The following is a 13,800-nucleotide window of genomic DNA, read 5'->3' as shown; positions in this document are numbered from 1 at the left end:
CTCAGACCTCGCTCGTCGGGGAGAATTCCAGTGGTGGCACGGTGAAGGCCGTGGTGTGCGTGACGTCGAAGGCGGCCGCGGCGATCCGGGGTTCGAACCCGCCCGCCTCGGCGGCACGCTCGGCGAGGTCGATCAGGATCGGCGACGCGCAGCCGATCAGTGCCCGCAGTTCGAGGAAGAGGTCGCCGAGCCTCGCGCGGAGCATCTCCTGGTCGAGGTTGCCCTTCAGCGTGCGTTCCGTCGCCGCCCGCAGGCGTTCGACGTGCTGCACCACCAGATCGGCCGCCCGGCTGAGGCTGAAGTCCTCGAGTTCGTAGTTCAAGGCGAACCGGGAGACCATCGCGGCGGCGCGTTCCGTGGCCTCGGTCGAAACCGGGAGCGAACCGTTCTCCCCGCCGACCTCGGCGGTGAGTTTGGCCAGCGTCTCGGCGAGTTCGTTCCAGGGCGCGACCAGCCGCTCCCCCGCGACCTTCTCCAGCGCGGCGCGGGAGAAGGTGGTCCGCGCGAACTCGGGGGCGGTGAGGTTGAGGTGGAACCGCGCGATGTCGCGGGGCACCTCGGCCGCCAGGTCCCGAGCCCAGACCACGTGTCCCTTGCTGGTCGAGAACTTCTCGTTCTCCAGTTCGTAGAACTCGTTGACCAGCAGCGTGTCCGGGAGGACGTAGCGACCTTCTAGGGCCATCAGCTCGGCGACGTGGACGACACCCCAGGTGAACAGCGGGTCGAACCCCATGAACACCACGACCCGCGCGTCGTTCTCCGCGAGCCAGGCGTCGTCGTCGGCGGCCTTCGGCTTCCCGTTGCGCCGCAACGCGTACTCGGTGCAGTACATCGAGGCGGGCATACCCTCGACCCACGCGTTGAGCCGTTGCCCCGGCGTCTGGAGGAACGGCGCCGGCAGCCCCCACTTCACCGGGTACGTGATCGCGAAATCGGGCAACGGCCCGGCCAGCAGTTCCCGCATGAGCCCGAGCACGTGCGGCCGCCAAGCGGGACCGCGCTCCTCGTAGTAGGCGAGGAGCTGCTCGCGATACTCCGAGACGGGGAAGACCATGATCTCGGTCTCGCGGTAAGTCACCTCGTCGGCGGGGTCGAGCACCGAGTACGGCTCGATCAGGGCGTCGAAGTCGATCGGATGCCCACAACCTTCACAGAATCCGCCGCGGCTGTCGGCGAGGCACGTCGGGCAGCCACCGCCGACGAAACCTTCGACCAGGAACTCGCCCTTGCTCTCGCTGTACGGCAGCCGCACCTTGCGCAGGCGGAGCTTTCCCTTGTCATACAAACGTTTGACGTAGTCGTAGACGAGCGCCTTGTAGCCGTCGTCGGTCGGCGAGAAGCCGTCGACCTCGACACCCATCGCCTCGAACGTGCGCTGGATGTTCTCGGTCGACTGCTCCACCAGCTCGGGTGGCGTCAGCCCGACCCTGGCCGCGCTGGTGACGAGATAGGTCTGGCTGTCGTCGGTGCACGAGGCGAACACGGCCTCGCGGCCCGCCGCCCGCAGGTACCGCCGGTGCACGTCGGCACCGAGGTACGGGCCGGCGATATGCCCGATGTGCAGGTCTCCGTTGGACGTCGGAGGGCCGCCGATGATCACCACCGGTCGCTTGTCGGCCATGGTCACGACACTGCCTGGTCGGACGCCTGCGCTGCGTGCCGGGCGGCGAATTTGGCCGTCATGTCGGAGTCCCACCAGATCGCGTACATCTCGAAGTCCTCCGCGCCGTCGTTGAGGATGCGGTGCTCCGTGCCGGGCTGGTGGAACTCGACGTCCCCGGGGCGGAAGGCGCGGCGCTCTCCCCCGGACTCGACGACCGCCTCACCGTTGACGGCGATGAAGATCTCGTACTCGTGGTGGGAATGCGCACCCGTCGCGCCGTGTGCCGGCACCGTGACCCATGCGCCTTCGAACGGCGCGTTCAGCGCGGCCCACGGCAGGAGCCGCTGGCCGTAGGCGCCGTTCTCGAAGACCATCTTTTCCCGCTCGAGCGGACGGATCTCCATGACTGTCTTCTTCCTTTCCTGGGACTCAGCGGGTGGCGACGATGGGCGCGGTGTCCGACGTCGGCTGCGGCGGCACCGAAGGGTTTTCGCCGCGGAGGGTGAGGATGTCCTGCAGGATGTCGTTGGCACGCGGGGCGAGGACGCTCAACAGCGAGTCCGCGATCCCGTGCGTGGCCTCGTTGACGCCTTGGAGGTACACGGCCGCGGTGGCGGGCTGGTCGATCTCCAGCCGGTAGTCGCGGGTCACCTTGATCTCCGAGAGGCCGATCGACTTCGCGATCTCCTGGACCATCTTCGGCATCTCCGGGGAGAAACCGGTGCCGAGCAGCACGAGGTCGGTGCGTAGTTCCTGCGTCTCGCCGGTGCGCCGGTCGGTCAGCTCCAGCACGATCTCGTCACCCTCGTCACGGGCGTCGGTGAGGTCGGCCATGGTGATCATCTTGAGCCGGGAGCGGCCGGAGAGGCGGTCCAAATAGACGGAGCGGTAGAGCGCGTCCATCGTGCCCGGCGCGAGCCCGGAGTAGTTCGTGTGGTGCATCTCCTTGAGCATCTGCTCGCGGGCTTCCGGCCGTGAGCCGAAGAACGTGTCCACATGGGACGGAAAGAACAGCTCGTTGTTGAACTTGCTGCTCTCGTAGTAGTTCAGGCCGATCGAACGCATCACCATGGTCGGCTTGCATTCGGGCAGGTCGGTCTGCACCGAGCTGAACAGTTCCGCCGCGCTCTGCCCGGCGCCGATCACCGCGACGCGGTACGGAAGGTCCTTGCGCAGCTTCGCGATCCGCGGCAGGTACTGCGTGCTGTGGATGACACGGTCCTGGTTCACCGTCCGGAGCCGGTCGGGGATCCGCGCGTCCCGGCCGGCACCGACCACCAGGTATCGGCTGCGGATGACCTCGCCGTCGGCGACGCGGGTGTCCCATCCGTTGAGCGTGCCGTCCGTCCACACGGGAGTGATCTCGCGGCATTCCCGGCCGCGCTGCAGATCGACCAGCGAAAGCGAGTCGGCCGTCCACTTGAGATAGTCGGCGAGCTCCACCCGGTACGGGACGAAGCTGCCCATGTTCACGAACTCGTTGAGCCGGTTGGTGGCGTGCAGGTAGTTGAGGAAGGAGAAGCGGCTGCGCGGATTGCGCAGGGTCACCAGGTCCTTGAGGAACGAGACCTGCGACAGCGCCTCCGGCAGGAGCATCCCCCGCTGCCAGGAGACCTCTTCGTCGCGTTCGAGCAGGACCGATTCGCGGGCCAGGCCGGGCGCGAGCTCCTCCAGCGCCACGGCGAGGGCCAGGTTGGACGGTCCTGCTCCGACTGCGAGCAGCTCGACATCACGGTTCGCCATTGTTTGCTCCGCCATCGTTGAGAGTGCTGGGAAGGTGTTCTGCGGTGCGTGTGCTCGGTCAGCCACCGGTGGCGACCGCGGGCAGCAGAGGGTGCGCGGTCAGCCGGACCTGGGCCATGGCCTTGTCCAGAACCGCCTCGCAGTCTTCGGGATCGGCGCCCGCGCAGATCACGTACGCGTGCCGCGAGATGAACGCCGCCGGCGGCAGGCGCAGCCGCGCGCCCGGCTCGACGAGCGCGTCGGCGGCGAGGATTCCGTTGTCCCGCAGGGAACCCGGGACGGACACGGACTCGACGACACAGTCCTGTTTCGGGTAGCCGAACCGCACGCCGACCCACCGGGGCTCGGCCTCGTGCGGAAGATGGGGACGCATGCCGAGCGCGACGTCGACCGCGGCCGCGCCAGGGTCGACCCCGGTCGCGAACTTGGCGAGCAACGGGATCAGGTCCCCGCCGAGCCTGCCGTTGATCTCCACGATCACCGGTCCGCGTTCGGTGAGCTTGAGTTCGGTGTGGGTGATGCCGTACCGGAAGTCGATCGCGCTGTGCGCGCGGGCCAGCGTCGAGCACAGGGCCGGATCGGCGAGCAGTTCGTCCGCCGAGCTGACCAGATGACCGAGTTCCTCGAAGTACGGGTGCATGCCGACCGTCTTGCGCGCCACGAACATCGGCGTGTACTCACCGTCCACGACGGCGCCGTCCACGCTGATCTCCGGACCGCTCAGGTACTCCTCGACCAGCGCTCCGCCCATGTACGCGGGAGAGCCGTCGAAACTGGCGTCCTCGGCGGTGTGGAACGCCTTCCGCACCGCGCCGGCGTCTTCCGCGAGGCTGACGCCGATGCTGGCGCCTCCCCCGCGCGGCTTGACCACGACCGGGAACCCGATCCGCTCCGCCACGCGGACCGCCTGGTCCTCGTCGTGCACGAAACAGAAATCGGGCTGGGCGACGCCCGCCGCGGTGAGCGTCCGGCGGCTGAACCACTTGTCACGGCAGCCCTCGATCGCGGAAATCCCCGGGCCCGGCACACCGAGTTCGTCCGCGACGTGTGCCGCCGCCACGATCAACGCCTCGTCCCAGGACACCACGCCGAGCACCGGCGTCGCGGCGTGGAGCGCGCGGGCCTCGGCCAGCACGGCGTCCTGATCCTGCGTGTCCAGCACTGTCGCGCCGGTGATGTAGCGCTCCTGCCAGGTCGGCTCGGTCCCGGTGAACAGCCACAAGGGATGCCGGTGCCCGGCCGACGCCAACAGGTACTCCCGGTACGGCCGCGCTCCGCAGCCGATCACCAGGACAACACCCTCCGCTGAGCTCATTCCCTCTCCCCACCAGCCCGTCGCTTCGTCGCGGGCTACTACATCCCGGGGACGGGTTGACCGGAACCCTTGATTCGGGAAGAACAATCAACGCCGACGCGTGGTGGGGGCACGTCAGGCGCGAGGGGGTCGTAAGTGGCGATTCGGGTTAGAACCCGAAGGTGTCTTAGCTACCTACGGCGGGTGGGTCGGGATCGCAGGTCCGTGAGGGACTCCTTCCCTACCCTGAGAGTAGGGAAGGCGCCCTTCACTACATGCCGGGCTGAGCTCGGCCCGAGCCGATGCTGGGGCAGGCAAATACGCCACCCGGAGCCTCGGCACTACAGCGACAACGCGTGAAGGCCCCCTTGCCTCGGCTCAGCCGAGGAAACTCGACCTTCACGCCATGCTGAGTACATGAAGGGCCCCATCCTTGCGCCCAGGTATAGGAAGGGCTCCTTCATGTACCTCAAACCCGGCATCACGCAAGAGGCGTTGCCGGCGCGTTTGCCTTACTGCTAGTTCCGGTTCCCGTAGGACTGCTCGCACGGGTATCCGTCACGGTCGGCGTCCCAGCTCAGCGGACGGCCCGCGGTCACCCAGGCGCTGAACGCGTACTCGAAGGAGTAGCCCTCGGCGAGAAGCACCTGACACGAAGTGAGGCGCCGGACGGCAGGCGCCCGGGTGACCGTCGTCGGTGGCTCCACCACGACCACCGAAGCGGGCGGCGGCGGAGCGAGGACGACGGCGGTGATGGTCGAGGGAGGTGCGATCTCGCGCACCACGGTGATCGGCGTACCGGCGGTCGGTGTACCACAACCGGCCAGTCCCACAACGGAAACGACGGCGCCCGCCGAAACCAGCAGTGCCGCGATCATCCTGTTCATATCCTTGCCTCCCGATGAAACCGCCGGACCCTCTCCGGAGGAGAACGGCGATTTCACCGGTGCCATGACAAGAATCGCGTTATCGAGGCCCGAAGTCCCGGAAGCCGGGAACTTCGGCAGGGGGCGGTCGGGCCGGAAAGCCCTAGGACTGGATGACGTTCACCATCCACGAGATGCCGAACTTGTCGGTGCAGGCACCGAATTCGTCACCCCACATCTGCTTTTCGAACGGGACCGAAACCGTGCCGTCGGCCGACAGTTTCTCCCAGTATCCGCGCAATTCCCCGCTGTCATCACCACTGAGGCTGACCGACAGGTTGGTACCCGGTTTGTGCTCCATTCCCGGCGGCGTGTCCGACGCCATGATCGTGTAGCCGCTCGGCGTGTCGAGCTGGCTGTGCATGATCTGGTCCTCCACCGGCGAACCGGCCATCCCGGATTCACCGAACGTATTCAGCGTCAGTTCTCCGCCGAACACCGACTTGTAGAACTCCATGGCCTGCCGGGCGTCACCGGCGAAGCTGATGTAAGGATTGAGACGGGAAGCCACTGGAACGCTCCTTCTGGTCGGGTCACGAGCATCCTGGCAGACCGTTCTTGGCGCGACAACGGCTGAGCTACCGGCGGGTGAATTCCTTCGCGCAACGAAAATTCAACCCCTTCACCGAATGCGGTGAGCGATTCCCGCGCTTCCACCTGGACACCTCCGCGTTACCTCGACTCAGCGCGCCGGTGAGCGGGGAAGATTCGGGACGTTGAACGTCCCAAATCCTCCCCGCTCACCCGCAGCTTGCGACGGTGGAGGATTTGGGACGTTGAGCGTCCGAAATCCTCCACCGTCGGCCCCGCCCCGCCGGGATCGCCACCGCCGGCGACCCGCGCCACCCATGATCCACCGACCCTCGACACCAACCGATTGACTTTCGATAGATAACGCGCGAAACTCGATGTATGATCACAGGGCAACGGGCCGTCGGGCCGCTCAGAGTGTTCCTCCTGCTGCTGTTCGGGATCCTGGTCCTCTTCCAGACCATGTCTCTACCGGGCCAGTTCGCGCATATGGCACGGCAGGACCCGGAGATGGCGTACCTGCGCTGGCCGGCGACGGCGGTCTCCGTCTTCTGGGTGCTGTGCGTGCAGGTGGTGGTCGTCGCCACCTGGCAACTGCTCACCCTGGTCAAGAAGGACCGGATCTTCACCGAGGCGTCCCTGCGGTGGGTGGACGCCATCGTGTGGGCGATCCTCGCCGGCTGGGTGGTGCTGGCGGGTGTGTTCCTCTACGTCGGCTTCAACGCCGAAGACCCGGGGCTGCCGCTGCTGTTGTTCCTGGCGTTGATCGGCGTCGCCGTGCTGGGCCTTCTGATGGTCGTGATGCGCACGCTGCTGCGCCAGGCCACGACCCTGCGGTCCGATCTGGAACAGGTGATCTGATGCCGATCGTCGTCCGCATCGACGTCGAACTGGCCAAACGCAAGATGAGTGTCGGCGAGTTCGCCGAACTCGTCGGGCTCACCCCGGCGAACGTGGCGGTGCTGAAGAACGGGCGCGCCAAGGCCGTCCGGTTCAGCACGCTCGAAGCGATGTGCCGGGTGCTCGAATGCCAGCCCGGCGATCTTCTCGAGTGGGTCGAAGACGAGTCTTAAGCCGTCGAGAACTTCAGGTGGAAGTTGTCCAGCGTCGCGGGAAGTGGCCGCTCCGGCCCGAGCACGGCGCCGGAGGCCAGTTCGAAGCGGCGATCCCGGATCAGGTGCGCCAGCATCGTGCTCGCGCAGAACAGCACCAGATCCCGGCCGGGGCAGATCGCCGGTCCGGCGCTGAACGGGACCAGCGCCGGATTGGCCGCCGCGCTGCCGTCGAGCCAGATTCCGGGTTCGAACCGGTCGGCGTAGGGCAGGGATTCGGGGTCTCGGTGGAAGAACGGGGCGAAGATCAGGATCGTCGTCCCCGCGGGACCCCAAGCGGTCTCGGCCGTGCTCTCGCGCAGCAGGGCCGGAGTGGTCGGCCACAGCCGCACCGATTCGAGGGCGCACGCGCGCAGGTAGGTGAACTGGTTCGGCACGGTCAGGTCGGCGGCGGCGACCTCCTCGCCGGCGCGTTCCAGCGCGGCGGGATGGGTCGCCAGCAACGCGAGCGCGCGGAAGGTGACGATCCCGGCGGCGTCGAACGCGAAGAGCCAGTGGGCGACCTGGTCGGCGACGACCTCCATCGTCCGCTCGCCCGACGGGCCCGCCGAGGCGATGGCTTCGGCGAGACTGCCCGGCTCCGCCCGTTCCAGATGGCCGATGAGCCGGGTGCGGAACTGATCGTGGAGCCGGTCGCGCCGGGGGTGCGCGTACGCCCAGTTCGCGTCCTTCCGCAGGCGGGCGAGCGCGTCGGTGAGGCCTTCGTCGTCCACCACGGAGTCACCGAGAGTGACCCGGCGGACCATCCGCCACCAGGCCACGTTGAAGGAGTCCCAGTCGAGGGTGCCGCCGTCCCAGAGCGATGCCGCTTCCTCGGCGATCGCCGAGGCGAACGGGACGGCGAGGTCGTGCAACGGCCTGCCCGGTTCGAGGACCTCCTCGTTGAGTTCGCGGCGCGGCGGCCGGTCCACCGCGTCCGAGATCAGCACGCCGTGTGGCTGGAAGTGTCCCAGCGCCGCCCGCTTCTCCTTGGTCGACGGACTGAACGGGACCGGACTGGCGGCGAGCACCTCGCCGACGTCTTCGCCGGACAACGCCAGATCGATCGAGCGGCCGGGCACCCGCAGGCGCAGCGGCCCCGGACCGTACTGCGAGCGAAGCCCGCACAACAGGCGCACGGCGGAGCGGTCCAGCTGGAGTTTCTGGGCCGCGGCCATCCCCAGCGGCCGCCGTTTGATCACGCCGCCCGCGAGCGTGGGCAGCACGACCCGCAGTGCGACACGCACGGTGTCCTGGACGGAAGCGATGACTGGTTCGATCTTGGTCGCCATACCGGCGGACTACCCGTCGCGGCGTTCACGTAACCGGTTTGTCCCACGGCCGGGCGGGGAATCCGGGCCCCATGGCGACCAAGGCACCCGGGGCGGATCCGCCGGAGACCGCCGATCTCGGCAAGCTCCGTTCGGCGGCGGCCGGCTGCCGCGGATGCGACCTCTACCGCGACGCGACCCAGACCGTCTTCGGTGAAGGCCCGCGCACAGCGGAGATCATGGTGGTCGGCGAACAACCCGGCGACCAGGAGGACCGGGCGGGCGCCCCGTTCGTCGGGCCCGCCGGGCGGCTGCTCGACCGGGCTCTCGACGAAGCGGGCTTCGACCGCGAAAAGATCTACGTCACCAACGCGGTCAAGCACTTCAAGTTCAAACGCGACGAACGCGGTAAACGGCGTATCCACAAGACGCCGTCGAAGACCGAGATCGTCGCGTGCCGTCCGTGGTTGCACGCCGAACTGGCGGCGGTCCATCCGGAGCTGCTGATCTTCCTCGGCGCGACCGCGGCGAAGGCGCTGCTCGGCGACGACTTCCGCATCACACGAAGCCGCGGGGAGCGGATCGAGCTGGCGGAGTTCGACCTCACCGCGGTCGCCACGGTGCATCCGTCCGCGGTGCTGCGCGCGCCGGACCGCGACGAGGCCTATCAGGCCTTCGTCGCGGACCTCGTCACGGCGCGCGGTGGCTGATCAAGCCACTTCGGAGCTACGGCTGCTGCCGTCGTGCAGTCCGAGCATGTCCAGCAGGGTGGCGCAGTCTTCGGCACTCCTCGCCCGTGAAGCCACGGCGAGCGCCGCCTTGCGGCGGATCGCCTCCTGCTCCGGCGTGTCCTGGCCTTCCGGCAACAGGTCGGGTACCGGATGAAGCCCGAGTTCGTTGTTCATCAGTTCCCCCTTGGGTGAAGGACGACGTGTCGCACTGGTACCCGCGTCCGCGGGTTCGCACACTCCTGTCCGAGTGAATCACCCCCGCAACGCCGGGAGCAGCGTGTCCTCGGCGAACCGGAGGAAGCCTTCCTGCTGGTCGCCGCCGATCTGGATCAGGGCGAGGTCGGTGAACCCGGCCGCCTCGAATTCGCCCGCCTGCTTCACGATCCGGTCGACGTCGGATCCGCACGGGATGGCCGCGGCGACGTCCTCCGGTTTGACGAACTGGGTGGCCCCGGCGAACCCCGCGGGCCCCGGCAGTTCGGCGTTGACCTTCCAGCCGCCGGCGAACCAGCGGAACTGTTCGTGCGCCCGCTGGATCGCGGCGTCGCGGTCTTCACCCCAGGACACCGGCATCTGCGCGATCTTCCTGGTGGGCGGGCCGAGTTTGGTGGCGTCCCACTCCCGGCCAAGCGATCCGTCCGGTTCCACCGCGATCATCGCGTCGGCGATCGGCGCGAACCGCGTCACCGACTGCGACCCGGACACCGCGACGGCGATCGGGACGCGCTGTTCCGGGAGGTCCCAGAGCTTCGCCGAGTCCACCCGGAAGTGGTCACCCGCGTAGTTGAAGTACCCGCCGTCGAACAGCCCGCCGATGATCTGGATCGCCTCGGCGAGCATCTCGTGGCGGACGTTCGCCGGCGGCCAGCCGCGTCCGACGACGTGCTCGTTGAGGTTCTCCCCCGCGCCGAGCCCGAGCGTGAACCGGCCGTCCGACAGCGCTTGCACGGTCGCCGCCTTCTGCGCCACCACCGCCGGGTGATAACGCATGGTCGGGCACGTCACGAAGGTCATCAGCTCGACCCGTTCGGTGCTCTGGGTGACCGCTCCCAGCACGCTCCACGCGTACGGCGAATGTCCCTGCGCGTCCAGCCAGGGCGAATAGTGGTCGCTCATCACCTCGAAGTCGAAACCCGCCTTCTCGGCCCCGGCGGCGTAGCTCACCAGGTCCTTCGGGCCGGTTTGTTCGGTCATGAGTGTGTAGCCGATGCGCATTGAAGCCTCCTTCGCGTCCGACCCCCGCGTACCCGCCCGTTCCCGAGGTCAACCGGACGTTTATCCGGCGAATCGAATGGGGTACCTGACCCGGGGAAGAGAGGAGGCGCGATGCCGCAGCAGGCTTGGAGCGACAAACGAGAACGTCAGTACGAGCACATCAAGGATTCGGCCGAGGAGCGGGGGGCGAGCACCGACCGGGCCGAGGAGATCGCCGCGCGCACGGTCAACAAGAACCGCGCGCAGGCGGGCGAGGCGCGCGAGGCGAGCCGGACATCCCTCCAGGACATGTCACCTCAGCGGCGGGGCGGCATACGGTCCGGGAACCGCTTGGGCCCGAACGGCCCGACCAAGGACCAGCTCTACAACGAAGCGAAGCAACGCAACGTCGAGGGCAGGTCGAAGATGTCCAAAAAGGAGCTTCAGCGCGCCCTGGGCCGTTGATCACGCGTCTCGCGGCGGGTCCCCGCCGCGATCACCCCACGGCCACGGACGGATGGGTTTCGTAATGGATGCACACGGACGGGGCGGCCTGACTCCCCAAACCCGGCCACAGTCGGACGGACTGTCCGACCGGGTCGAACTCCGCCTTCCTGCCGAGGCGGAGCAGATTCCCCTTGTCCGCACGCTCACCCACGGTGTGGTGTCCCGTGCGGACTTCGGCTTGGACGCCATTTCAGACGCGAAGATGGCCGTCGACGAAGCCTGTTCCCAACTTGTCCAGCCCGCTGCACTGGGAGCCGTACTTTGTTGTGTGTTTCACGAGGTACCGGAAGGAATCGCCGTCTCGATCTCGACACGGACGACGAAGCCCTTCTTGCCGAGCGAGACGACGTTCGGCTGGCACGTCCTGACGACCTTGGCCGGATCGGTGGCCGCGCGATGCGAGCCGATTCCCGGCGAACTGGGGGGTACGACGACGATCGACCTCGTCCTGGCCCCGGGAACGAGCGACGGGTGAGCGGCGAGCGCAAGACCCTCACGCGGCAAGCGGACGACTACGCTCATTGCGAAGCGCTCTTCGACGAGATGTCCTCGTTGCCGGAGGACTCCGGACGCCGCCAGGATCTGCGTGCCCGCCTCGTCACCGAACTGCTGCCGCTCGCCGAGCACATCGCCACCCGGTTCTCCGGCCGGGGCGAGCCGAGGGAAGATCTGGTGCAGGTGGCGCGGATCGGCCTGATCAACGCGGTCGATCGTTTCGATCCCGCCCGCGGGCACGATTTCCTCTCCTTCGCCGTCCCGACCATCATGGGCGAGGTCCGGCGGCATTTCCGGGACACCGGCTGGTCGGTCCGGGTACCGAGGCGGCTCAAGGAACTCCACGTCTCGCTCAGCCAGGGCACGGCCGCGCTGTCGCAGCGGCTCGGCCGCGCGCCCACCCCGACCGAACTCGCCGAGTACCTCGGGCTCGAGATCAACGAAGTGCGCGAAGGGCTGCTCGCAGGCCAGGCGTACCAGACGTTGTCGGTCGACAAGCCGGTCCATGACAACGCCACCGAGGCCCTTTCGCTCGCCGACACGATCGGCGAAGAGGACCACGAGATGGCTCTGGTGGAGAACCACGAAGCGCTGCAACCGCTGCTCCGGGAGCTCCCGAAACGGGAGCGCGCGATCCTCGTGATGCGCTTCTTCGGCGGCTACACGCAGACGCAGATCGCGGAACGGATCGGCATCTCGCAGATGCACGTGTCACGCCTTCTCGCGCAGACGCTGGACCAGTTGCGGGGCAAGCTCTCGGAGTAAGGCTCCGCATCCCGGCGCGCAATGCGATGCTGGGTGCGTGAAGTACGTGTCCAGAGTGCCGCGACCGCCGCTGGACGGGCTGATCGACGACCTCTACTACCTGGAGGGTTCGCCGCCGTATGCCCGGCTGACGCTACCGCCGTCGCCGTCGGCGTTGCTCATCGTCAACCTCGGGGCGCCGTTCCGGATCCGTGCCGTCACCGACCTCGAGACGGCCGAGTACGCCGACGGCTGCGTGGTCACCACTCCCACGCGCGCGTGGGAGTTCGGCTATCCGGCACGGACCCGGTCCGTCGGCGTGCACTTCAAGCCGTGGGGACCGGCACCGTTCCTGCCGATGCCCGCGGCCGAGCTGTGTGACCGGCCGGTGACGGTGGAGCAGGTCTGGGGACGGCCCGCCGTCACCGAGCTGCGGGATCGGCTGGCGACCGCGGACGGACCGCACGAGATGCTGACGCTGCTCGAAGAGGAGCTGATGCGGCGGCTGTGCGAAACCGACGGCCTGGGGCTGGTCCGCCATACGAGCAGCGTCATCGCGGCGGCAGGCGGGGCGGTGGCGATCGGCGACCTGAGCGAGGCGGCCGGTGTCAGCGGTACTCATCTGGCACGGCGGTTCAAGGAGCTCGTCGGCGTCACGCCGAAGCGGCTGGCCCGCACCTACCGCTTCACCGCCACCGTGTTCGCGATCGACCCCACCGGACCGGTCGACTGGGGCGACCTCGCCGGTGGCGCGGGTTACTTCGACCAGGCCCACTTCGGCCACGAGTTCCGGGAGTTCACCGGGCTCACCCCGACCCGGTATCTCGAAGTCCGGCGGCGGTTCCTGCGCGAACATCCCGGCCACACGCTGGACGGCTGGCCGCTGCCCGCCGATTGATTTCTTACAAGAACGGCGGCTCGCGACACGCTAATTTGAGGGCTCGCCAAGCAGAGGAGAGCCCGGTGGGCAAGGTGGTCATGTACGGCTCGGTGTCGGTGGACGGCTTCGTCGCGGACGAGAACGACCAGCCGGGGCCGCTGTTCGACTGGTTGTCCGGCGGTGACGTCCCGTTGGACGAGAGCGGCGCGCTGAAGGTGTCGCAGGCCTCCTACGACCACACCCGGCCTTACTGGGACCAGATCGGGGTGACGATCGCCGGCCGCCACGTCTTCGACCTGACGGACGGCTGGGACGGGAAGCCTCCGAGCGGGATCGACCACGTGGTCGTCGTGACGCACCGGCCGTCGCCCGAGGGCTGGGACCCGGAGGCGCCGTTCCACTTCGTCGACGGAGTCGAGGCGGCCGTGGCCAAGGCGCAGGAACTCGCGGGTGACCGCTTGGTCGAGGTCGCCGCCGGCGACGTCGGAGGCCAGGTACTTGCCGCGGGCCTGGTCGACGAGGTGCGCATGGATGTCGTACCTGTGGTGTTCGGGTCCGGCAAGCGCTACTTCGGGTCGGTCGACGCCCAGCATCTGCTGGAGGATCCCGACGTGGTGATCCAGGGCGACCGGGTACTTCACCTGCGCTATCGGGTGCGCCGGTGAAGGGGTCGTGAGTGGCAATTCGGGTTAGGGGTGCGGCAAACGTGGCGCGATGCCAAGGCGTGTGGGGGGAGGAAAAAAATGGCGACCCCCACCGCCCCAAAAAAGGATTATGAGGAACACGCCGG

17 protein-coding genes are annotated in these 13,800 nt (G+C 68.0%); 8 read left to right on the top strand and 9 right to left on the bottom strand.

Going from position 1 to position 13,800, the window contains the following annotated elements; all coding sequences use genetic code 11:
• Position 1 precedes the first annotated feature (1 nt).
• The 6 genes from ACIHAO_RS37810 to ACIHAO_RS37785 form a co-directional block, all read right to left on the bottom strand.
• Positions 2-1,621, bottom strand: a complete 1,620-nt coding sequence (locus tag ACIHAO_RS37810; RefSeq protein ID WP_396566255.1) for a class I tRNA ligase family protein — start codon at positions 1,619-1,621, stop codon at positions 2-4.
• A gap of 2 nt (positions 1,622-1,623) precedes the next feature.
• Positions 1,624-2,007 (bottom strand): cupin domain-containing protein, encoded by a 384-nt coding sequence (locus ACIHAO_RS37805; RefSeq protein ID WP_396566253.1) that lies wholly within the window; start codon positions 2,005-2,007, stop codon positions 1,624-1,626.
• Between the two features lie 25 nt (positions 2,008-2,032).
• Entirely contained in the window at positions 2,033-3,346 is a 1,314-nt protein-coding gene (locus ACIHAO_RS37800; protein WP_396566251.1) for a lysine N(6)-hydroxylase/L-ornithine N(5)-oxygenase family protein, read from the bottom strand.
• Between the two features lie 58 nt (positions 3,347-3,404).
• Positions 3,405-4,661 (bottom strand): ATP-grasp domain-containing protein, encoded by a 1,257-nt coding sequence (locus ACIHAO_RS37795; RefSeq protein WP_396566249.1) that lies wholly within the window; start codon positions 4,659-4,661, stop codon positions 3,405-3,407.
• Between the two features lie 497 nt (positions 4,662-5,158).
• Positions 5,159-5,527, bottom strand: a complete 369-nt coding sequence (locus tag ACIHAO_RS37790; protein WP_396566247.1) for a hypothetical protein — start codon at positions 5,525-5,527, stop codon at positions 5,159-5,161.
• Positions 5,528-5,669: 142 nt separating this feature from the next.
• Positions 5,670-6,077, bottom strand: coding sequence for a VOC family protein (locus tag ACIHAO_RS37785; protein WP_125794740.1), 408 nt, complete (start codon positions 6,075-6,077; stop codon positions 5,670-5,672).
• A 401-nt stretch (positions 6,078-6,478) separates the two neighbouring features.
• Here ACIHAO_RS37785 and ACIHAO_RS37780 point away from each other — a divergent pair, with 401 nt between their 5' ends.
• The gene (locus tag ACIHAO_RS37780) at positions 6,479-6,958 is read left to right on the top strand and encodes a DUF2975 domain-containing protein (protein ID WP_396566244.1); all 480 of its coding nucleotides are present in this window, start codon (positions 6,479-6,481) and stop codon (positions 6,956-6,958) included.
• On the top strand, positions 6,958-7,170 hold the full coding sequence (locus tag ACIHAO_RS37775; RefSeq protein WP_125788292.1) for a helix-turn-helix transcriptional regulator: 213 nt from the start codon (positions 6,958-6,960) through the stop codon (positions 7,168-7,170). The genes ACIHAO_RS37780 and ACIHAO_RS37775 overlap by 1 nt, the downstream gene beginning before the upstream one ends.
• Here ACIHAO_RS37775 and ACIHAO_RS37770 read toward each other — a convergent pair.
• The gene (locus ACIHAO_RS37770) at positions 7,167-8,480 is read right to left on the bottom strand and encodes a cytochrome P450 (RefSeq protein WP_396566242.1); all 1,314 of its coding nucleotides are present in this window, start codon (positions 8,478-8,480) and stop codon (positions 7,167-7,169) included. The two genes, ACIHAO_RS37775 and ACIHAO_RS37770, sit on opposite strands and share 4 nt — an antisense overlap.
• A 71-nt stretch (positions 8,481-8,551) precedes the next feature.
• On the opposite strand from ACIHAO_RS37770, the gene ACIHAO_RS37765 reads away from it, so the two are divergent.
• Positions 8,552-9,169 (top strand): UdgX family uracil-DNA binding protein, encoded by a 618-nt coding sequence (locus tag ACIHAO_RS37765; RefSeq protein WP_396566240.1) that lies wholly within the window; start codon positions 8,552-8,554, stop codon positions 9,167-9,169.
• On the opposite strand, the gene ACIHAO_RS37760 is transcribed toward ACIHAO_RS37765, so the two are convergent.
• The gene (locus ACIHAO_RS37760) at positions 9,170-9,364 is read right to left on the bottom strand and encodes a hypothetical protein (protein WP_396566238.1); all 195 of its coding nucleotides are present in this window, start codon (positions 9,362-9,364) and stop codon (positions 9,170-9,172) included.
• 78 nt (positions 9,365-9,442) lie between these two features.
• Complete coding sequence (locus tag ACIHAO_RS37755; protein ID WP_396566236.1) at positions 9,443-10,405, bottom strand: TIGR03557 family F420-dependent LLM class oxidoreductase; 963 nt, start codon at positions 10,403-10,405, stop codon at positions 9,443-9,445.
• Positions 10,406-10,516: 111 nt separating this feature from the next.
• Here ACIHAO_RS37755 and ACIHAO_RS37750 point away from each other — a divergent pair, with 111 nt between their 5' ends.
• From ACIHAO_RS37750 to ACIHAO_RS37730, 5 genes are all read left to right on the top strand, one after another.
• Complete coding sequence (locus tag ACIHAO_RS37750) at positions 10,517-10,849, top strand: plasmid stabilization protein (RefSeq protein ID WP_396566234.1); 333 nt, start codon at positions 10,517-10,519, stop codon at positions 10,847-10,849.
• A 373-nt stretch (positions 10,850-11,222) separates the two neighbouring features.
• Positions 11,223-11,366 carry a hypothetical protein gene (locus tag ACIHAO_RS37745; RefSeq protein ID WP_396566232.1) on the top strand — a complete coding sequence of 48 codons (144 nt, stop codon included), beginning with the start codon at positions 11,223-11,225 and terminating at the stop codon, positions 11,364-11,366.
• On the top strand, positions 11,363-12,151 hold the full coding sequence (locus ACIHAO_RS37740) for a SigB/SigF/SigG family RNA polymerase sigma factor (protein ID WP_396566230.1): 789 nt from the start codon (positions 11,363-11,365) through the stop codon (positions 12,149-12,151). The genes ACIHAO_RS37745 and ACIHAO_RS37740 overlap by 4 nt, the downstream gene beginning before the upstream one ends.
• Before the next feature lie 55 nt (positions 12,152-12,206).
• Positions 12,207-13,028 carry a helix-turn-helix domain-containing protein gene (locus ACIHAO_RS37735; RefSeq protein WP_396566294.1) on the top strand — a complete coding sequence of 274 codons (822 nt, stop codon included), beginning with the start codon at positions 12,207-12,209 and terminating at the stop codon, positions 13,026-13,028.
• 65 nt (positions 13,029-13,093) lie between these two features.
• The gene (locus ACIHAO_RS37730; protein WP_396566228.1) at positions 13,094-13,675 is read left to right on the top strand and encodes a dihydrofolate reductase family protein; all 582 of its coding nucleotides are present in this window, start codon (positions 13,094-13,096) and stop codon (positions 13,673-13,675) included.
• Positions 13,676-13,800: the final 125 nt, after the last annotated feature.

The organism is Amycolatopsis sp. NPDC052450, assembly GCF_044547565.1.
GTDB lineage: Bacteria > Actinomycetota > Actinomycetes > Mycobacteriales > Pseudonocardiaceae > Amycolatopsis.
This window is presented reverse-complemented; position numbering and strand designations above follow the sequence as displayed.